Source organism: uncultured Bacteroides sp. (assembly GCF_949298305.1).
Classification (GTDB): Bacteria; Bacteroidota; Bacteroidia; order Bacteroidales; family Bacteroidaceae; genus Bacteroides.
In genome coordinates, this window is record NZ_CASFWU010000024.1 from 1 (window position 1) to 20,051 (window position 20,051).

The window sequence follows — 20,051 nt, forward strand, 5'->3', positions numbered from 1 at the left end:
AAATGTTAAGACTCCCATCACAGCAACAATTGCAAATAACTTTTTCATTGTGTGTCTAATTTTTAAGATTAATTAATTAAATTACTTTATTTATTTATTGTTCATTTTTCAAATTAACGTTCTTTTCAGCAAATCAGCGGAGAGACGGGGATTCGAACCCCGGATACCCTTTAGGGGTATACACGCTTTCCAGGCGTGCCTCTTCAACCACTCGAGCATCTCTCCAAAACTGCCCCTCATCCGAAATCGGCTGCAAATTACAAAAAAAATGCGAACTGCAAGCGTTTTTCAGCTACAAATGTATTCTTTTTTTTGTTCTTCCGCAGCATTCTCTGACTTTTATCTCGAATATTATCTCAAAATTAATAAACTTTAAAACCTAAAAGAGCTTATTTGAGTATTCCAAACACTTTTAAAGCATTTATAGAGGTTATTTCAGCCGCTTCTTCAGCCGACACGCCATAAATCTCGGCCACTTTCAACAATGTATTCCTCAGAAAAGCACTTTCGTTCCGTTTACCCCGATTGGGCACGGGGGCTAAATAAGGAGAATCGGTTTCAAGCACAAGACGGTCTAAAGGAATGTGAGGCAGCACTTCCGGCAAAGTGGATTTTTTAAAAGTAACAACTCCATTAATGCCTAAAAAGAAGCCTTGAAATTCCAATAGCCTGGATGCTTCATCCAAAGTACCGGTAAAGCTATGGAAAATTCCCTTCAACCCCATATCCCGATAAGGAAGCATTACCTTATATATGTTATCAAAAGCTTCACGGCTATGGATTACAACTGGCAAACGAAACTCAAGCGCCCACTGAATCTGACGCTCAAATACGACTTGCTGCTCGGCTACAAATGTCCTGTCCCAATACAGATCCATTCCGATTTCGCCGATAGCCACATAAGCATTCCCCGACTCAAGCTCAGCACGTACCGATTGGAGTTCACGCTCGTATCCCCCATCAACCGACGTGGGATGAAGCCCCGCCATGGGAAAGCAGAATTTCGGATAATCCGCACAGACCTTCAACAACGGAGCCACAGTGGTACTGTCTATATTCGGCATAAAGACATGGGTTACCCCCGCCTCACGTGCCCGCTCCATCACCTGCGGCAAATCTTCAGCAAATTCTTCCAAGAACAAATGGGAATGTGAATCAACAAGCTTCATCTGTCTGATAATTTTTTTCGGGCAATATCAGGACTCACGGTGTACCAAAGACCTCATCAGCCTCTCCAATTCGAGTTTTTTATCCGCCTCTACCTGCAAAGCCTCCAGACAACGCATAGCGCGTTCTGTATATCCCGTAATCAACCGTTCGCAAAGTTCTCTGACACCTATCTGATTGTAGAGTTCGGTTACAGCACCAATTTTTTCATCCGGTTGAAAAGTATCAGCATCGACCCATTTATTCAACGCTACCAGCTGTTCCCTATCCGCCCGCTCAAAAGCCTTAATCAGCAAATAGGTCTTCTTGTTGCAGACAATATCGCCTCCAATATTCTTGCCGAAAACACGAGCGTCCCCATACACATCCAACAAATCGTCCTTCAGCTGAAAGGCCATCCCCAGATTAACGCCGAAATCATACAAGCAAGACGCATCTTCAGGCGAAGCTCCTCCCAACAATGCACCGATTTTAAGACTTGCAGCCAACAGAACGGAAGTTTTCAAACGAATCATCTCCAGATACTCTTCTTCCGTTACATCCTTCCGCTGTTCAAACTCCATATCCATCTGCTGACCTTCACAAATCTCAAGAGCGGTCAAGCTAAACAAGTCCATCACAGCCTTCAGTTGTTCTGCAGGACACTCTGCCATATACTGATATGCCAACACCAACATGGCATCACCTGAAAGAATAGCCACATTGTCATTCCACACTTTATGCACGGTCAGCTTTCCCCGGCGACGCTCGGCACGGTCCATCAGATCGTCATGCAGCAGCGTATAATTATGATAAACCTCAATGCCTGTTGCCTGATTCAAGATAGCATCCACGTTATTCTTATAAAGACTATAAGCCATCAGCATCAAGACAGGACGGATTCTTTTGCCACCCAGCGATAAGACATATTTTACCGGTTCATACAATCCCTTGGGAGAACGTCCGAAGCGAAGTCCCAAGATATGTGAATTTACTTTGTCAAGAAGTTCGGTAACTGTAAACATATTGATTTTCAAATGACGGTTTTAAAGAACGTTCCGGCGAGCGACGCACCGGGAGCACAACAAACGAGCATGTCACAGAATAAAAAGAGGCTGCCCGAAGCAACCTCTTTTCATTATTTTATAACGATTAATTACTGCAATCTGAACATTACAGGAACAGTGTACTTTACACGCACCGGTTTACCACGCTGCATACCCGGTTTCCACTTCGGCATGGCACCAATCACGCGGAGAGCTTCCTTATCCAGATAGGGGTCAACACCTCTCAATACTTTTGCGTCTACAATACTACCATCCTTGTTAACCACGAACTGTACTGTAACACGACCCTGAGTACCATTTTCCTGAGCAATGGTAGGATACTTAATGTTCTTGCTCAAGAACTGCATCAGACCGGCCATACCGCCATCGGGGAATTCCGGCATCTGTTCTACCACCTCAAAGATGGTCTGCTCTTCCGGTTCTTCCTCTTCTACAGCAACAGGCACGTACTTGATTTCAACGGCCTGGCCAGTTTCCTCAGAAGAAGCAATTGTAGTTTCTTCTACATCAGCATCGTCCTCCACAATCGTCAAGGTCTCAGCAATAGACGGAGCCTCGGGATTGTTCGGTAATAGGAATTTCAATTTCCTCTTCAAATACAACATCGGTTACAGCCTGACTTGTATCAATCTTCACATCGCGTTTCGTCCATTCGAACGCAACGAACATAAAGGCAAGCACGATTACGTAACCGACAAGCAGCCATGTAGACTTTTTATTCTCCAAGTCTGCCTTAGGTGTTTTTTTAATTTCCATAATTTATCATATAATTTTAGTGTTTCTCATTTGGGGCAAATATAGCACTTTTCGAGTGATTGTACGCCTTTGGCTGTATTTTTTTTGCACTACCGCCAATCATTTTCATTTTTTTAATCCTTCAAAAAGGGCACCAACGCCTTTCATGCCACAAAAGTAACGAGATATTTTAAATATACGGTACATTTAGCTGTTTTTTTCGCTCAACAGTTCAAAAATACCGGCATATACCATCTGTCTCACTTACATTCAAGGATGGTGAGCAACACCACAGAATCCATCGGAAATGTTTTTTGGCTGTGTTTTTTGCCATCTGAAATATTTTGCATAAAATTGTCGTCCGTTTCAAATGATACCAGCCGGATGTTTCCTTGTCCCTCTGTTAATGGAAGGAGAAGAAATCTTTACTTTCATTCAGGAAGGATTGGAAAATTAAGGAAAGCAGAATTCGGAACCGCCCAAGTAAATATATAAGAGGTGGAAAAGCAGAAACAGCAAAGCCAACCAATATGTCAAACCCCAAACATTTCATACCCTAATGAAAAAGATAACAATTGCAATCGACGGTTTTTCATCCTGTGGGAAGAGCACCATGGCCAAAGACCTGGCCCGCGAAATAGGCTATATCTACATTGACAGTGGTGCCATGTATCGCGCCGTGACCCTTTACAGCCTCCGCAACGGAATCTTCCACAATGGAGACATCGACACGGAAAAGTTAAAAGCTGAAATGAACAACATCCACATCTCGTTCCGTCTGAATCCCGAGACCGGCAAGCCGGACACCTACCTGAACGAAGTCAACGTAGAAAAGGACATACGCACCATGGAAGTATCGTCCCACGTCAGCCCCATTGCCGCACTGGACTTTGTACGCGAAGCACTGGTGGCCCGCCAGCAGGAAATGGGCAAAGAAAAAGGCATTGTCATGGACGGCAGAGACATAGGAACCACCGTTTTCCCCGACGCCGAACTGAAGGTGTTCGTAACCGCTTCACCCGAGATACGCGCCCAGCGCCGCTATGACGAACTGAAAGCCAAAGGTGAAGAAGCCAGCTACGACGAGATTCTGGAGAATGTGAAGCAACGGGACTACATTGACCAGCACCGTGAAGTCAGCCCGCTTCGGAAGGCAGACGATGCACTGCTGTTGGACAACAGCCACCTGACAATTGCCGAACAGAAGGCATGGCTGGCCGACCAGTTTGCAAAAGTAACGGCAGAAGCCTAAATAAAAACCGAACTGATATGACAAAAAAAGTAGAAATAGACGAAGGATCGGGTTTCTGCTTCGGAGTGGTGAATGCCATCCACAAGGCAGAGGAAGAGCTGGCCAACGGCGGCACACTGTACTGCCTGGGCGACATTGTACACAACAGCCGCGAGGTGGAGCGCCTGAAGGAACTGGGACTGATAACCATCAACCACGAGGAATTCAACCGCCTGCACAACGCCAAAGTGTTGCTGCGTGCCCACGGTGAGCCGCCCGAGACCTACGCCACCGCCCGCAAGAACAACATTGAAATCATTGATGCCACCTGTCCCGTAGTACTCCGGCTGCAAAAGCGCATCAAACAGGAATACAACGTTGAGGATTGCCCTGACAAACAAATCGTCATCTACGGCAAGAACGGACATGCAGAAGTGCTGGGACTGGTGGGACAGACCGACGGGAAAGCCATCGTCATTGAGAAACTGGAAGAAGCCCGCCAACTGGACTTGAGCCGCAGCATCCGCCTCTATTCCCAGACCACCAAGTCGCTGGACGAATTCAAGAAGATTGTGGAGTACATTAAGGAACATATTGCCCCCGGAGCTACCTTCGAGTATTACGACACCATCTGCCGCCAGGTAGCCAGCCGCATCCCCAATGTCCGCAAATTTGCCGCTTCGCACGACCTGATTTTCTTCGTCAGCGGAAAGAAAAGCTCCAACGGGAAGATGCTCTTTGCCGAATGTCTGAAAGTGAATCCCAACTCGCACCTGATAGACAGCGCCGAAGAACTGGACAGCACCCTGCTGGAGCATGCGCAATCCATCGGCGTATGTGGCGCCACCTCCACTCCCAAGTGGCTGATGGAGGAAATCTCCCAGGCTATTAGTGAAAGGCTGGCCCAGAAATAAGCCGATTCAAGCCCGACGGCAGAGTCAAACAAAGACTTGGGGGTAACTCTGCCAACAGGTTCTTTCAATTTTGCACGAGATGAAAACAATCATTCTGTCATTACTTTGCCTAAGCGCATACGTACACCATGCGATAGCGGCCCCAACCGCTCATTATGTAGAATTTGCCCGCATCTATGGCATCGTCCGCTATTTCTCCCCCAATCCTTACACACAGGACTGGTCGGAAAGCGATTGGATGAAAGTGTGCGCGTTGCTTGCAAGCAGAACAGAAACACAACCGTTTGAAGCGGCATTCCGACCGCTGGCCCCCACGCTGTCAATCTCGCATTCTCCCATCCCTCGGAGAGAAAGCTGCACCATAGCAACGGACAATCCTGCCTGCTATTACAATTACAGCGGGTCGGGGAAGCTGAACGTTCCTTTCCTTGCCAAGTTGCTGATGCCCGGACTTGCCAACTATATTCCTTATTACAAGAGGCTTGCTGTCGTTACCGACCACCGGGATTCAACCGCAGTGTCGGTTCCCTACCGATATTACAATTACCCCGCAGGTAACGGGAAACACCTGAATATCCAACATGCACTGCCCAAAGAAATGTTTGACAGCAAGGCTACGCGCCGGTTGCTGGCCGACGCCAAGGACTATTGGAAACAACACCGAAGCGACGACAAGGCCTTGTCCCCCACCCGCCGTTTCATTTTCGGACTGCTGTCAGACAGGGCAGTACGGATAGCCGACTTGACTGTCCGCTGGAACATTGTTCGCCACTTCTATCCCTACTACGATGAGGAGCCACTCGATTGGGACCACCAGCTGGAGGTCTGTCTGGAAGAAGCCATTCAGATGGGGAAGGTAGACTCTATGGAAGCCCTTCTCGAATGGTACGACATAATCAACCGTTTTCTCAATCCGATAAGGGACGGACATCTCTTCGTGCGGAGAGACATGAACATCTCCAACATCAAGACGACCTATCTGCCCGAATACTACGCAGAAGTTGAGACCAAGTTCGTGAACGACACCTTGCTCATACGTCGGAGCGCCGACGGCCAACACTCCTGGCGCATGCTTCACACCATCAATGGCCAACCCGCCTCCGCATGCCTGCAAAATTGCAGGAAGACAACGAATGCCGCCACAGAAGCCCACCGTGACCAAATGGCTGCCGACAAACTATTCTCATCCCCCGCATACGACCCCCCATTTGTTATCGAAAGCAGCGACCTTTCGGGACAGGTGTATAAAGATACGCTCTATACCCGAAATCCTGATTTACCGGTATCCAGGCATGAAGGGCAGCCTGTCCGGAAATGCGATAACGGAATCCTGTACATCGACGCTACGTCACCCGCGCTGAACGAGAAGCGCTTCCTGTCGGCACTGACGCCCGATATCAAGGGGCTTTGTTTCGACTTGCGCGGTCTTCCTTCGTATCAATTCGAAGACATTCTGGCCCACCTGATTTCTTCCGATGTTACAGCTCCGGCAACAGAGGTCCCGATTAACTGCTTCCCATTCCAGCAGGAGGTGTCGTGGCGAGTCACCGCTGAAACCCTAAAGGCCAAAGCACCCCATGTCCCCCTACCGGCTACCTTCTTGTGCGATGCAGGTACCGTCAGCTGGGGTGAGACGATTCTCATGATGGTCCGCCATTACGGATTGGGCGAGATTATCGGACAAACAACGGCCGGCACCACAGGCGACATGACCCAATTTGCCCTGCCCCTGTTCCCGTTTTTCATGACCGGAATGCGCATGCACGACATGGATGGCAGACAGCACCACGCCCAAGGCATTGTACCCGACAGGATTATTCCTGCCTATGCCAATGACTATATGACCAATTACGACAGAGTTCTGCACACTGCTACCGGCATTGCAGACACTCAACACTGACCAGGCTTCCGCAAGCACGCCCCTTTTCCACCCAAAGTCCATCGGCGGTTTTCCTTCTTCGGACTGCATGGCAGGCAAACAGAAACAGTCAAACTAAAAACTTCGTTTTTGCTTGCCGCTCCGCTCACCTTTCGCTATATTTGCGGCAATTATTAACACTAAAAACAAGCATTGCTATGGGAACAGTGAAGTGCATAGGAATCCTGACCTCTGGAGGAGATGCTCCGGGTATGAACGCAGCCATCCGCGCGGTAACACGCGCAGCCATCTACAACGGACTCCAAGTAAAAGGTATATATAGAGGTTATAAGGGATTAGTGACCGGTGAAATCAAAGAATTCAAAAGCCAAAACGTAAGCAACATTATCCAATTGGGAGGCACCATCCTGAAAACAGCACGTTGCAAGGAATTCACCACCCCCGAAGGGCGGCAATTGGCCTACGACAACATGAAGAAGGAAGGCATCGACGCACTGGTGGTAATCGGTGGAGACGGTTCGCTGACGGGAGCACGCATCTTTGCCCAGGAATTCGACGTACCCTGCATCGGACTGCCGGGCACCATTGACAACGACCTTTACGGAACGGACACCACCATCGGATATGACACAGCCTTGAATACCATTCTGGATGCCGTGGACAAGATACGCGACACGGCCACTTCACACGAACGTCTGTTCTTCGTCGAGGTCATGGGACGCGATGCCGGTTTCCTGGCACTGAACGGCGCCATCGCATCGGGTGCGGAAGCAGCCATCATTCCGGAATTCAGCACCGAAGTAGACCAGTTGGAAGAATTCATCAAGAACGGTTTCCGCAAATCGAAAAACAGCAGTATCGTGCTGGTAGCCGAAAGCGAACTGACGGGCGGCGCCATGCACTATGCCGAACGTGTGAAGAACGAATATCCGCAATACGACGTGCGCGTCACCATTCTCGGACACCTGCAACGCGGTGGTAGCCCCACGGCCCACGACCGTATCCTGGCCAGCCGTCTGGGCGCAGCAGCCATTGATGCCATCATGGAGGGACAACGCAACGTAATGATAGGCATTGAACACGATGAAGTGGTTTACGTCCCCTTCACCAAAGCCATCAAGAACGACAAGCCCATCAAGAAGGAACTGGTCAACGTCTTACGCGAGCTTTCTATCTAAGAGAAACAAAGAATGCGGAAAGCCGCATCGGAAACATATATATAATAAAGGTATGCCGAAAGCATCTTTAAACAGGATGTACGGCATACCTTTTATTATTGGAAAGAAAACGTGCATTTCTCCGCCAACCGTTCTCAAAGCCATTTCTCCACCACAATCTCCGTCCGGTTCCAAAGTTCCCCCATCTGCCAGTGGTGCAAGTATTTCTCTGACAGATGTTTCGGACGACAACTCACATTCAGTGTTCCTGAACGCCGCCCGGCTTCCTCATCCAGCAACAGACTGATGGCCGTAGCCGCTCCCTTGCGGGGTGTACGGATGAAAGGACGGAACAGAATATCCGTCAGCGGGTCGAACCACATGTGCATTGTAATAATATCGGTCGAAACAATGCCCGGATCGGCCGCGTTGACCACGATGCCACGGTCCTTAACACGGCGTGCCAGGTCGATGGTGAACAGCGTCAATGCCAGTTTGGTATTGCTGTAGATGGGAATGCGCCAGAAGGCTCCTTTCTTGCCCCGCAGGAAGAAATCGGGAAAATCGAGCTTGCCAATGGCATACGTACACGACACCATATTGACAACCCTGCTCCCCTCGCCCATCAGCGGCAGCAACTTCCGCGTCAGCAGATAAGGCCCCACGTAGTTGACGCTGACCGTGCGTTCCAGTCCGTCGTCCGTGATGTGCAGGCCCGTCTCCATTGTTCCGGCGTTGTTCATCAGCAAGGCCAGCGGTTCTCCCTGCTCCAGCAGGCGGTTGGCAAAAGCGGCTACCGACTCCAGCGAAGCCAGGTCAATGCCCCGCACCTCAATGTCGGCATTGCCCGTCTCCTCCACCAGCAGCCTGCGCCTCACCTCGGCTTTTTCCGGATTATAACAGGCCATCACTACCCGATAGCCCGCACGGGCCACGGCACGGGTTATCTCGGTACCCATGCCACCGTCGGCCCCCGTTATTACGGCAAGTTTCTTCTCCATACTCCTATCCTCTGCTTTCGATGCGTTCAATTTCCTTTTTCAGACAGGGCGGCAACTCCTCTTGCAGGCGTTGATGGCATGCCATGTCGATGCTGTACATGCGGGCTATGCAGTAATTGCTGTGCCGGCACGAACAGCGGGCGTTTTCCTCGGCCTTCATGCGGTTCACAAAGCCCGGCTCGTTGAGCAGCGCGCGGCCCATCTGCACGGCCTCGAAGCCGCAGTCCAGCACCTCGTCAATCTTCTGCCGCGCCACCAGTCCGCCCACGTAGACCAGGGGCATGGTGAGTTCCTTGCGGAACTTCAGCGCGTCTTCCAGGAAATAGGCCTCCTTGAAGGGCACCGTGGGTATCATCCATTTGCCCACCATGCGCACGCCATACTTCAGCCACCAGCAGTCCATGTAGTGGGTCATGGTGCGGATGGGCATCTCGCCGCGCATCACGTACATGGGTGCCTTGCTGACGAAACCGCCGCTCAGCACCAGCGCATGGGCACCGCTCTGCTGCAACCTCCGTGCCACCTGCAGCGACTCGTCCAGCTCCATGCCTCCGCGGAAGCCGTCGCGCATGTTCATCTTCACCAGCACGGCCATGTCGCTGCCGGCCGCCTTCATCACTTCGTCCATCACCATGTCCATAAAGCGCATACGGTTCTCCAGCGAACCGCCGAATTCATCCTTGCGGTGATTGGTGGAAGGCGAAAGGAACTGGCTGATGAGGTAGCCGTGCCCGGCATGAATCTCCACCGCATCAAAGCCCGACTCACGCGCCAGATGAACCGCATTCCCGTAGGCCCGGGCCATTTCGGGCAGTTCGTCGGCACGCAGGCCGCGCACAAAGGTGGGCGAATAGAGATTGAATCCGCTGCTGGCTCCCACGGGCGTACAGCCGCAAATGCTTTTGTGCGACATGTTGCCGCAGTGACCCAGCTGGATGCTGGCCGCAGCGCCTTCGGCATGAACGGCATCGGTCAGGCGGCGCAGCCCAGGTATAATCTCGGCACGCATCCACAACTGGCGGTCGAAGGAAAGGCCGCTGCGGGTGACGGCAGCATAGGCCACCGTCGTCATGCCCACACCGCCGGCAGCTACGGAACGGTGATAGTCGAGCAGTTGCTCCGAAGGCTCGTTGCCCGGACACATGCTCTCGAAGGCCGCCGAACGGATGGTGCGGTTGCGCAGTGTGAGCGGCCCTATGGTTACAGGGGTAAACAGTTTTGAGTTCATATATCTATGCTTCTTTAAGAATCAGATATTTAAGTTTCGCAAGTCTACTAACGGGCTGTAGTTAAGCGGGTCAAGAAGTTAAGGAGTTAAGCCAATACCCTTTATGAACGGTTAATGATGAATGGTTAATGAGCCGTAGAAATTCTTCATTCTTCGTTCTTCATTCTTCATTATCTTATCTATTGGCTTTTAACTCCTAAGCCCACCTTAGTGGGCGGTAACTTCTTCTAACTCCTTTAACTCCTGCAAGTTTCGCATCTGCGAAACTTGAGTAACTTATTCAATTTAAGTTTCGCACTTGCGAAAGTTGAGTTAATATATAAAAGGTATCACCCTTTTCCTCTTTCCGACCGCCTCGTCACCAAACTCCTCGCGATAACGCTTGTGAATGGCATCGGCACGGGGCACCAGGTTGGCAAACGTCCACCACACAAACACCCAGGCAGCCGGCGAGGCGGTGAGCACGGCAAATCCGGCCCATTCCACCAGTTCGCCAAAGTAGTTGGCCGAAGTGACATAGCGGTACAGGCCGCCGACAGGCAAATAATGCTTCGTATCGCCCGGACGGCGCAGGTGACGGATGACATGGTCGGAATGCAGGTTGATGCCCATACCCGCCGCAAACAGAAGCAGACCCGCCACGGCATGAGGCTGCTCAAAGTAACTCCACCCGCCTTCGTAAAGTCCGTCGGGCGCAAAGTAAAACAATCCACCGCCCTGCATCAGTCCGTTCAACACGTTGAATACCACGCCCATGGCCACAATGGCCAGCGGCATGCGGCTCTTTCCTTTCATCAGAAACGGAAAGACAAACGAACGCTGGAAGTAGTGGAGCTGAAACAGCAGGAAAAACACATACACCGGTATGGAAAGTCCTACGCCGCTGTGCCCCCACAGCCAGAACATCACTACAAACACAGGCGCCTCCATCAGCATCCAGGCCAGCCTGTTGTTGATGGACAGCCCCCACGACGAAGTGCGGAACATGCCATACCCGGCTTTCACAAAATAGAGCGCCACAAACACGAACAGGGCTACGACACTCATTACAATCAGAAACCAGTGAAACTTCTCCAATTCCATAATCCTCACATTTATTGACCGCAAAGATAATGAAAACTCAAAGAAGGGAATAAGTTTTTATATGAATTCGTTGCCGTCTTGCCGCAATCGGGAAAAAACGGAGTATCGGAAGGGAATTATCAGACAGAATGCCTCACATCCAAGAGCGCCCAGGCCACCGCCACGCAATTTGACAAATAGTCAGATTTGCGGCCCGTTTCGTATCAAAAAAGAGCCGTAGAGGCATCTTCTGCTGACAATGACTGTCAGCAGAATCAGGAAAACCAGAAGGGAAAGACATCTGTAAAACGCATAAACCGCACATATCAATACAACAAAACGGGGAAATTACGCATATCCATGCAAAAGGAGACCCGCCAGTCCTGCCTGCCACGCTTGCATCGTCCGTCAACCACACTTGCACGGCAGACGCAAACAGCTTGTTCCGCCCGCCCACGACGCTTGCACGGTGAGCAGAAGACACGGACACAGGAGGCAGAAAGCCCCTTTTCCGCTCCCCGAAATTCCCCTTCCCGCCTATTTCACTTGTAAACATTCCGATATATCGTTATCTGTCAGACAGATACAGAAATCCGTCCGCAAAAAATCGTCCATCCTCTCCCTCGGACCGAAATAACCGATTCTCGGCCGACAGAAAATACAAAATGACACTTTGACATCCGCAGGAAAGCGTTGGCGGATATTCAAAAAGAATGACTACCTTTGCCCCCATGAAACAGGAAAAAGAGACCAACAGCCCCAGCCTCCACCTCCAGCACCAGCAACTGTTGCTGCGCATGGAGTACGAATACGAGAAGGAGGAGTTCCGCCGCCAGACCGAAACCATGGGCGTGGCGCGCAAGGTGAAGCGCGGCCTGTGCTGGTTTCCCGCCACGGCCGGACGCAGCTACTACAACTCGCTGAACCAGCTGGTGCTGGAGGTGACGCGCACCGAAGACACCGACATCGAACACTCGTTCGAGTACGGACGCCCCGTCTGCTTCTTCCGCCAGACGGCGGACGGCAGCCTCAGCTATTTCAACTTCCAGGCCACCGTCAGCTATGCCGACGACACGCGCATGGTGGTCGTGATGCCCGGCGCAGGCGCCATCCTCGACGTGCAGGGGGCCGACCGCCTGGGCGTACAGCTCTACTTCGACGAAACCAGCTACCGCACCATGTTCGAGGCACTGGCCGATGTCCTCCGGGCCAAAGGCAACCGTACTGCCGAACTTCGCGACACGCTGCTGGGCACCCTGAAGCCCGGCTTCCGCGAACTCTACCCCGTCCGCTTCCCCTGGCTGAACCGCACGCAGGAGTCGGCCGTCAACAAGGTATTGTGTACCCGCGACGTGGCCATCGTACACGGCCCTCCCGGCACGGGCAAGACCACCACACTGGTCGAGGCCATCTACGAAACGCTGCACCGCGAACCGCAGGTGCTGGTGTGCGCACAGAGCAACACGGCGGTGGACTGGATTTCGGAGAAGCTCGTTGACCGCGGCGTCAACGTGCTGCGCATAGGCAACCCCACACGGGTCAACGACAAGATGCTGTCCTTCACCTACGAGCGCCGCTTCGAGTCCCACCCTGCGTACCCCGAACTGTGGAGCATCCGCAAGGAACTGCGCCAGCTGCACGGCAAGGCCCGCCGCGGCACCTACGAGGAGCGCGAAGGCGTGCGCAGCCGCATCTCCCGCCTGCGCGACCGCGCCACGGCGCTGGAGATACAGATTAATGCCGACCTCTTCGAATCGGCCCACGTCATTGCCTCCACACTGGTCAGCAGCAACCACCGCTTGCTGTCGGGCCGCCGCTTCGGAACCCTCTTCATCGACGAGGCGGCACAGGCGCTCGAAGCCGCCTGCTGGATAGCCATCCGCAAGGCCGACCGCGTCATTCTGGCGGGCGACCACCAGCAGCTGCCGCCCACCATCAAGTGCTACGAAGCGGCACGCGGCGGACTGGAGCGCACGCTGATGGAAACCGTCGTGGCCCGCAAGCCCGACACGGTCTCCCTGCTCACCACGCAATACCGCATGAACGAGGCCATCATGCGCTTCTCGTCCGACTGGTTCTACGACGGCCAGCTGCAGGCCGACCCCAGCGTACGCCACCGCAGCATCCTCGACTGGGACACACCCATCTCGTGGATTGACACCACCGGCATGGACTTCAAGGAAGAGTTCGTGGGCGAGAGCTTCGGGCGCATCAACCGCCAGGAAGCCGACCTGCTGCTCAGCGAACTGGAGAAGTACATCGGCCGCATAGGCGGACAGCGCATCCTGGACGAGCGCATCGACTTCGGCATCATATCGCCCTACAAGGCACAGGTGCAATACCTGCGCGGCAAACTGCGCGGCAGTGCCGTCTTCCGTCCCTACCGCGACCTGCTGAGTGTCAACACCGTGGACGGTTTCCAGGGGCAGGAACGCGACGTCATCTTCATCAGCCTCGTCCGTGCCAACGACGAGGGGCAGATAGGTTTCCTCTCCGACCTGCGCCGCATGAACGTGGCCATGACCCGTGCCCGCATGAAGCTGGTCATTCTGGGCGAAGCCGCCACACTGAGCCGGCATGCCTTTTACAGGAAACTGCTGGAGCACATCAAGAACGACAGCCTATGAGCTTGCGCCACGGAGGACACAAAGCACTGCGTAGTGCCTCAGGATTATCCGGCTCCTCACAGACAGGCCCCATGAAAGGGCACCGCACAGGTCTTCGTTCGAGCGGGCAGAAACAATGCTTTTGCTTGCAGAAGTACGACCTGCACCCTTGTCCCGAATGTCAGCAAACCGTTTTGCGGTTACGGTAGCAACCCGTCTCTCCGTTTGACCGTTTGCCCATGAACAGCCTGCATCCAAGACATTGGGCTGAAGCCGGCCGAAAGAAACTTTATCAGCCTATACGAACAGCATCCTTCCGGAAACAAGAAACGCGGACTTCTGCAAGCCGCGCAAAGCCACCAGGGCTCCGTACGGTCTGCGAAAGTCCGCGTTCCCGCTTAAGGTTGATGAAGAAGTGCGGCATCCGGCCACACCCGCTCAGAGCAAGTCGCCGTACATCTTCAGCCGTCCGCGCAGGGTGGCTATCTCTTTCTGCATCCGGTCCATGCGCTCCAGCAGGTGATGGATGGCATCAATGCCTTCCATGTTGATGGAAAGGTCGTAGTACATGCGGCTGTATCGTTCCACGTCGGGCAGCTGGGAGAAAGACAGGCAGGGCTTTCCCTCATCAAAACAGATGTCTATCAGCCCGTTCTCCTGCAGAAGGTCGATAAACGAAGACTCGATGTGGCATTTGTCACAATAATCGCTGACAATAATCAATTCGTTCTGCATAATCGTTCCGTTTTATTAGTTCATACTTTGAATTTTGCGGAACATCTCCTTCTGCTGTTCCGTCAGGTTGGTAGGCAACTGTACCTGGTAGGTCACTATCAGGTCGCCGGCCTCGCCCTCTTTCTTATAGACAGGGAATCCTTTCCCCTTGAGGCGCACCTTGGTACCGTTCTGCGTACCCGGTTTCACTTTCAGTTTCACCTGTCCGTCCAAAGTATTTACCAACTGCTCACCCCCCAGCAGAGCCGTATAGAGGTCAGTGCTGACATCTACGTAGAGGTCGTCGCCCAAGCGCTTGAACACAGGGTCGTCGGGGATGACAAATGTGATGTAAAGGTCGCCCGCAGGCCCTCCGTTCATGCCCTCGGCTCCGTAGCCCTTCAGCTTGATGACCTGTCCGTTGGCTACGCCCGCAGGGATGGTGATGCGCACCTGTTTGCCGCCGATGGTCAGTATCTGCTTGTGGGTCTGTGCCGCCTCGCGCAGCGAGAGAGTCAGCTCGGCGCTCAAGTCCTGTCCGCGGAAACCCGCACGCGAGCCTTCGCCCCGGCCGCGATGGCCGAACATCTGCTCGAAGAAGTCGGAGAAGCCTCCGGCATTGCTGCCCGTGAACTCCTGTCCGTCCGATGAATACCAGTAGGTGCCGTTGCCGTCCGTACCAAAGCCACCTTGCCCGAAACCGCCAAACCCGGCTCCGCCGGCCTGCTGACGGGCACGCTTCTGTGCCTCGAACTCGTCGGCATGTTTCCAATGCTCTCCGTACTCGTCATACTTCTTTCTCTTTTCCGGATCGCTAAGAACCTCGTTGGCCTCGTTGATGGCCTGAAACTTGTCCTTGGCTGTGGGGTCATTGGGATTCAAGTCGGGATGATACTTGCGCGCCAGTTTCCTGAACGCCTTCTTGATATCATCCTGCGAAGCCTTCTTGTCCACCCCCAGGACTTGGTAATAATCAATATATGCCATATTCTGTATAAATTTATGTTCCAAACTGTCCCGCCCCTTCCCGTCGGGGAAAGAAACGGTTGTCCATTAAAAGAAATAACACATCGGAGCGCCCGGCAGACTTTTAAAACATGCAAACAACCTCTAAACCTTTGCAAAGCCTCAGTGGTCAATAGCAGTTCTTCACAGTCCTGAGCAGTTCATCGATGTCTTCCTCGGTAGTATCGAAAGAGGTCACCAATCTTATTTCGTCGGCGTCCTCATTCCAGAAATAAAAGAAATAATGCTGCAACAATTTGTCAATCACCCGACGGGGCATGGTCAGAAAGAGCTGGTTGCTCTCCACCTTCTGCGTGAACCGCACTGCCGGGAAGTCCTTCAACCCTTCATACAGTTTCCGAGCCATTTCATTGGCATGGCGGGCATTCTTCAGCCACAATTCATCCGTCAGATATGCCGTAAACTGGCAAGACAGATAACGCAGCTTCGAAGCCAGTTGTGCCGACTGTTTCCTGACAAAGCGAGCCTCTTTCTTCAAATCCGGATGAAATACAATCACACTTTCACCTATCATCAGCCCGTTCTTGGTACCTCCGAAACTCAATACGTCTATACCACAGTCCGCCGTCAGTTCCTTAAACGTCAGCCCAAGAGCCGCACAGGCATTGGCCAGGCGCGCACCGTCCATGTGCACATACATTCCGTGTGCGTGTGCCAGTTCCGTGATGGCACGCAGTTCGTCCGGTTTGTATATCGTACCCAGCTCCGTACACTGCGAAAGGTATATGGCTCCCGGCTGGGAATGATGCTGCTCGCCGAAGTGACACAGGTAAGGGCGCAAAAGTTCAGGAGTCAGTTTCCCGTCATGAGTCGCTATGGGTCTGATCTGGCATCCCGTCATACAGGCGGGAGCGCCACACTCGTCCACGTAGATGTGGGCGGTCTCGGCACAAAGTATCAGGTTATAGGGACGTGTACACAGTTGCAGGGCCACGGAGTTGCTGCCTGTTCCGTTAAAGACGAACAAAGGTTCGCAATCGGGTGTAAAGGCTTCACGTATCTTTTCCACGGCTTCTTCCGTCCAGGGATCATCGCCATAACCTACCGCATGATCGCTATTGGCACGGTTCAGTGCATCCATCACCAACGGATGCACACCGGAATTGTTGTCTGATGCAAAACTTCTCATATTCTTATGCTTCATCATTAAAAAAGCCGCGGCATCTTCACAAGGCAAGACACCGCGGCTGCTTTTATACTAATTAATCAGGGGAAATCGGCTGATTACATCATGCCGCCCATGCCACCCATACCGGCGTTCATCGGCATTTCGGGTTTGTCTTCCTTCTTCTCAACGATTACACATTCGGTAGTCAGGAACATACCGGCAATAGAAGCGGCGTTCTCCAAAGCTACACGGGTAACCTTAGCCGGGTCGACTACACCTGCGGCATGCAAGTTCTCGTAAACATCAGTACGTGCGTTGTAACCGAAGTCACCCTTACCTTCACGAACCTTCTGAACAACTACAGCGCCTTCCTTACCAGCGTTGGCACAGATCTGACGGAGCGGCTCTTCGATGGCACGCTTGATGATGTGGATACCGGTTGTTTCGTCGGCATTGTCGCCTTCCAGACCTTCCAGCGATTCCAATGCACGGATGTAAGCTACGCCACCACCCGGCACGATACCTTCTTCGATAGCAGCACGTGTGGCACGCAGTGCATCGTCTACACGGTCTTTCTTTTCCTTCATCTCAACTTCGGAAGCAGCACCTACGTAGAGTACAGCCACACCACCTGACAACTTGGCCAGACGTTCCTGCAACTTCTCACGGTCGTAGTCGCTCTTCGTAGCGGCAATCTGAGCCTTGATCTGTTCGCAACGTTCCTTGATGTTTTCCTTGTCGCCGGCACCGTTTACGATGGTCGTATTGTCCTTCGTGATGGTAACCTTCTCGGCAGTACCCAACATCTCGATGGTAGCCTGTTCCAGTTTCAAGCCCTTTTCTTCGCTGATGACTACACCACCGGTCAGTACGGCGATGTCTTCCAGCATTTCCTTACGACGGTCGCCAAAGCCCGGAGCCTTCACGGCGCAAATCTTCAGCTGGCTACGCAGACGGTTCACTACCAAGGTAGTCAAAGCCTCGCTGTCAACATCTTCGGCGATGACCAACAGAGGACGGCCAGTCTGTACGGCAGGTTCCAGAATAGGCAGGAAGTCTTTCAGGTTCGAAATCTTCTTATCGTAAATCAGGATGTAAGGTTTCTCCATCTCACATTCCATCTTTTCCGTATTCGTTACGAAGTAAGCCGACAAGTAGCCACGGTCGAACTGCATACCTTCTACCACGCCGATGGTTGTGTCCGTACCCTTAGCCTCTTCGATGGTGATGACACCGTCCTTGGAAACCTTACGCATGGCATCTGCAATCAGTTTACCGATGACGGGGTCGTTGTTGGCAGATACGGTACCTACCTGTTCAATCTTGTCGTAGTTGTCGCCAACCATTTCCGACTGAGCCTTAATGGATTCAACCACCTTGGCAACGGCCTTGTCGATACCGCGCTTGATGTCCATCGGGCTTGCACCGGCAGTAACGTTCTTCAAGCCTTCGGCTACAATGGCCTGAGCCAGTACGGTAGCGGTTGTCGTACCGTCACCTGCGTCGTCGCCGGTCTTCGAAGCGACTTCCTTTACCAGCTGTGCACCGGTGTTCTGGTAAGCGTCAGCCAGTTCGACTTCCTTCGCTACAGTCACACCATCCTTTGTGATGTGGGGAGCACCGAACTTCTTTTCGATGATGACGTTACGTCCTTTCGGGCCCAGTGTTACCTTAACAGCGTTAGCCAGTGTGTCAATACCCTTCTTCAATTGGTCGCGGGCATCAATGTTGAATAATATCTCTTTTGCCATAATAATCTAAATTTTAAAAGTTAATTGTTCAGTTGGTGAGTAGACAAGTCTACAAGTTAACGGGGAAGAAACTTCTCGTAGTCTGAAACCTTGTTCCCTTGTCCCTCAAATCAGTTTATCCCAGTACAGCGAGTACGTCGCTCTGACGCATGATCAGATATTTAGTACCGTCGAGTTCGATTTCAGTACCTGCGTATTTGCCGTAGAGTACATGGTCACCAGCTTTCAGTACCATCTCTTCGTCTTTCGTACCGTTACCGGCTGCAATCACTTCACCCTTCAGGGGTTTCTCTTTTGCTGTATCAGGAATGATGATACCGCCGATTGTCTTCTCTTCTGCAGGTGCAGGGAGTATCAGAACTCTGTCTGCCAATGGTTTAATGTTCATAGTTCTTTTGTTTTTATATGTTATACATTGTTTCATTGCTTTTGCCTGCTTGGCGCAGGCGAAAAAGGATATACGAAAAGCGTGCCAAAACAGAAGTCGGCGGCTTTGGCAGGACATGACTGACAAAATGGCGTGATGTGTATGACAGGATGCTTGCAGAAACGGGAAAGGCACCAACTGCCCGCCTGAAGAATGTGCAGACTAAGGGGGGGATAACCACCGATACCCATGCCCCGTTTCACCCCTTCACTGTTGTCCGTTTCACCTGTCCGGCTCCAAATGGCTTCACGCCTTCACAAGGCCGCAATCTGCTAACAGCCAATCGGTTTCGGTGAATCATCCGTTTCAAGGCATCTGTCACCCGACAGGTGCAACCGCGCTTACGTTGTGTGTGTCCCTCCCTGTAAAGCGGTGAGACATGAAGATTCACATCATCTACCTGTATGTCAGCATCGGAGATTGCATGTGAACCCGTGAAGGATGTTTCTGGAAAAATAAAGCCAAAGGAAGACAAGGCCTGCTTTCACCCCTCTTCCGGCCCCAAGAGTATGTTTCATCGACCGTACGGAGAGGCTTGCAACGCTGCCGAGCCATGCAAGTACGGAGCGCGAGCCGTGCAAGCATTGACCGCAAACGACACAAGCATGGTAGACGGGCCGTACAAGCATCTCACTGATTCGGAGCTGTCCGAACCATGCGTGCACATTTTCAGCCGCAGAAGCATACATTTGTATTTCTGTCTTATACGGGCGGCCTGACTTTACAGACGAAGTCCACTGGAAACAATGGCATTCATATCATCTGCGGCCGAAAGATTCTTCTTGCCTTTCTTCGCACGCCTTTGGGACGGAACCCAAATTCCAACTACCTATAAGTAATCAACAAACTACCTATAAGTAGTTGGGCAATTACTTATAGGTAATTGGATAACTACTTATAGGTAGTTCACAGTCTCTATTCCTGCTGACAGAGCGGGTTTGCAGCCATTAACTATCCACTTGTCGAACCGTAAGCTTACGGGTACCCCCAGCCGTTAGC

Annotated in this window: 15 protein-coding genes, 1 tRNA gene and 1 pseudogene; 5 read left to right on the forward strand and 12 right to left on the reverse strand. The window is 52.1% G+C overall.

What is annotated here, in order from left to right; translation table 11 throughout:
- Positions 1–137: 137 nt before the first annotated feature.
- From Q1Y74_RS04865 to Q1Y74_RS04880, 4 genes and pseudogenes are all read right to left on the reverse strand, one after another.
- A tRNA-Ser gene (locus tag Q1Y74_RS04865) sits at positions 138–225 on the reverse strand.
- Between the two features lie 164 nt (positions 226–389).
- A complete protein-coding gene (locus Q1Y74_RS04870) occupies positions 390–1,169 on the reverse strand; it encodes a TatD family hydrolase (RefSeq protein ID WP_300812607.1) in 780 nt (259 codons plus the stop codon).
- 27 nt (positions 1,170–1,196) lie between these two features.
- Positions 1,197–2,171, reverse strand: a complete 975-nt coding sequence (locus Q1Y74_RS04875) for a polyprenyl synthetase family protein (RefSeq protein ID WP_300812608.1) — start codon at positions 2,169–2,171, stop codon at positions 1,197–1,199.
- A 131-nt stretch (positions 2,172–2,302) separates the two neighbouring features.
- A pseudogene (locus tag Q1Y74_RS04880) lies at positions 2,303–2,969 on the reverse strand (energy transducer TonB).
- 538 nt (positions 2,970–3,507) lie between these two features.
- Between Q1Y74_RS04880 and cmk the strand changes: the two are divergent.
- The 4 genes from cmk to pfkA all read left to right on the forward strand — a co-directional run bounded on the left by cmk (position 3,508) and on the right by pfkA (position 8,150).
- Positions 3,508–4,200 carry a (d)CMP kinase gene (cmk, locus tag Q1Y74_RS04885; RefSeq protein ID WP_300812609.1) on the forward strand — a complete coding sequence of 231 codons (693 nt, stop codon included), beginning with the start codon at positions 3,508–3,510 and terminating at the stop codon, positions 4,198–4,200.
- Between the two features lie 17 nt (positions 4,201–4,217).
- Complete coding sequence (locus tag Q1Y74_RS04890; protein ID WP_300812610.1) at positions 4,218–5,093, forward strand: 4-hydroxy-3-methylbut-2-enyl diphosphate reductase; 876 nt, start codon at positions 4,218–4,220, stop codon at positions 5,091–5,093.
- Positions 5,094–5,172: 79 nt separating this feature from the next.
- On the forward strand, positions 5,173–6,993 hold the full coding sequence (locus Q1Y74_RS04895; RefSeq protein ID WP_300812612.1) for a S41 family peptidase: 1,821 nt from the start codon (positions 5,173–5,175) through the stop codon (positions 6,991–6,993).
- A gap of 176 nt (positions 6,994–7,169) precedes the next feature.
- Positions 7,170–8,150, forward strand: a complete 981-nt coding sequence (gene pfkA, locus Q1Y74_RS04900) for a 6-phosphofructokinase (protein ID WP_300812613.1) — start codon at positions 7,170–7,172, stop codon at positions 8,148–8,150.
- A gap of 134 nt (positions 8,151–8,284) precedes the next feature.
- On the opposite strand, the gene Q1Y74_RS04905 is transcribed toward pfkA, so the two are convergent.
- The 3 genes from Q1Y74_RS04905 to Q1Y74_RS04915 all read right to left on the reverse strand — a co-directional run bounded on the left by Q1Y74_RS04905 (position 8,285) and on the right by Q1Y74_RS04915 (position 11,441).
- Positions 8,285–9,130: an SDR family oxidoreductase gene (locus tag Q1Y74_RS04905; protein ID WP_300812614.1), complete on the reverse strand. Its 846-nt coding sequence runs from the start codon at positions 9,128–9,130 to the stop codon at positions 8,285–8,287.
- Between the two features lie 4 nt (positions 9,131–9,134).
- Positions 9,135–10,358 carry an NADH:flavin oxidoreductase gene (locus tag Q1Y74_RS04910; protein ID WP_300812615.1) on the reverse strand — a complete coding sequence of 408 codons (1,224 nt, stop codon included), beginning with the start codon at positions 10,356–10,358 and terminating at the stop codon, positions 9,135–9,137.
- Between the two features lie 312 nt (positions 10,359–10,670).
- Positions 10,671–11,441 carry a DUF1295 domain-containing protein gene (locus Q1Y74_RS04915; protein WP_300812616.1) on the reverse strand — a complete coding sequence of 257 codons (771 nt, stop codon included), beginning with the start codon at positions 11,439–11,441 and terminating at the stop codon, positions 10,671–10,673.
- A 692-nt stretch (positions 11,442–12,133) separates the two neighbouring features.
- On the opposite strand from Q1Y74_RS04915, the gene Q1Y74_RS04920 reads away from it, so the two are divergent.
- Positions 12,134–14,047, forward strand: coding sequence for an AAA domain-containing protein (locus tag Q1Y74_RS04920; RefSeq protein ID WP_300812617.1), 1,914 nt, complete (start codon positions 12,134–12,136; stop codon positions 14,045–14,047).
- A gap of 417 nt (positions 14,048–14,464) precedes the next feature.
- Here the strand turns inward: Q1Y74_RS04920 and Q1Y74_RS04925 are convergent, their stop codons facing one another.
- The 5 genes from Q1Y74_RS04925 to Q1Y74_RS04945 form a co-directional block, all read right to left on the reverse strand.
- Positions 14,465–14,761 (reverse strand): chaperone modulator CbpM, encoded by a 297-nt coding sequence (locus Q1Y74_RS04925; RefSeq protein ID WP_300812618.1) that lies wholly within the window; start codon positions 14,759–14,761, stop codon positions 14,465–14,467.
- Between the two features lie 15 nt (positions 14,762–14,776).
- Positions 14,777–15,727, reverse strand: coding sequence for a J domain-containing protein (locus tag Q1Y74_RS04930; RefSeq protein WP_300812619.1), 951 nt, complete (start codon positions 15,725–15,727; stop codon positions 14,777–14,779).
- Between the two features lie 148 nt (positions 15,728–15,875).
- A complete protein-coding gene (locus Q1Y74_RS04935) occupies positions 15,876–16,895 on the reverse strand; it encodes a low specificity L-threonine aldolase (RefSeq protein ID WP_300812620.1) in 1,020 nt (339 codons plus the stop codon).
- A gap of 95 nt (positions 16,896–16,990) precedes the next feature.
- On the reverse strand, positions 16,991–18,625 hold the full coding sequence (gene groL, locus Q1Y74_RS04940; RefSeq protein ID WP_022164012.1) for a chaperonin GroEL: 1,635 nt from the start codon (positions 18,623–18,625) through the stop codon (positions 16,991–16,993).
- A 115-nt stretch (positions 18,626–18,740) separates the two neighbouring features.
- Positions 18,741–19,013 carry a co-chaperone GroES gene (locus tag Q1Y74_RS04945; RefSeq protein ID WP_021847043.1) on the reverse strand — a complete coding sequence of 91 codons (273 nt, stop codon included), beginning with the start codon at positions 19,011–19,013 and terminating at the stop codon, positions 18,741–18,743.
- Positions 19,014–20,051: the final 1,038 nt, after the last annotated feature.

Coding starts and splice junctions, on each gene's coding strand:
- Q1Y74_RS04910 (WP_300812615.1), bottom strand. CDS start 10,358: ATGAACTCAAAACTGTTTACCCCTGTAACCATAGGGCCGCTCACACTG.
- Q1Y74_RS04890 (WP_300812610.1), top strand. CDS start 4,218: ATGACAAAAAAAGTAGAAATAGACGAAGGATCGGGTTTCTGCTTCGGA.
- Q1Y74_RS04925 (WP_300812618.1), bottom strand. CDS start 14,761: ATGCAGAACGAATTGATTATTGTCAGCGATTATTGTGACAAATGCCAC.
- Q1Y74_RS04875 (WP_300812608.1), bottom strand. CDS start 2,171: ATGTTTACAGTTACCGAACTTCTTGACAAAGTAAATTCACATATCTTG.
- Q1Y74_RS04895 (WP_300812612.1), top strand. CDS start 5,173: ATGAAAACAATCATTCTGTCATTACTTTGCCTAAGCGCATACGTACAC.
- Q1Y74_RS04920 (WP_300812617.1), top strand. CDS start 12,134: ATGACTACCTTTGCCCCCATGAAACAGGAAAAAGAGACCAACAGCCCC.
- cmk (WP_300812609.1), top strand. CDS start 3,508: ATGAAAAAGATAACAATTGCAATCGACGGTTTTTCATCCTGTGGGAAG.
- Q1Y74_RS04935 (WP_300812620.1), bottom strand. CDS start 16,895: ATGAGAAGTTTTGCATCAGACAACAATTCCGGTGTGCATCCGTTGGTG.
- Q1Y74_RS04905 (WP_300812614.1), bottom strand. CDS start 9,130: ATGGAGAAGAAACTTGCCGTAATAACGGGGGCCGACGGTGGCATGGGT.
- Q1Y74_RS04870 (WP_300812607.1), bottom strand. CDS start 1,169: ATGAAGCTTGTTGATTCACATTCCCATTTGTTCTTGGAAGAATTTGCT.
- Q1Y74_RS04915 (WP_300812616.1), bottom strand. CDS start 11,441: ATGGAATTGGAGAAGTTTCACTGGTTTCTGATTGTAATGAGTGTCGTA.
- Q1Y74_RS04930 (WP_300812619.1), bottom strand. CDS start 15,727: ATGGCATATATTGATTATTACCAAGTCCTGGGGGTGGACAAGAAGGCT.
- pfkA (WP_300812613.1), top strand. CDS start 7,170: ATGGGAACAGTGAAGTGCATAGGAATCCTGACCTCTGGAGGAGATGCT.
- groL (WP_022164012.1), bottom strand. CDS start 18,625: ATGGCAAAAGAGATATTATTCAACATTGATGCCCGCGACCAATTGAAG.
- Q1Y74_RS04945 (WP_021847043.1), bottom strand. CDS start 19,013: ATGAACATTAAACCATTGGCAGACAGAGTTCTGATACTCCCTGCACCT.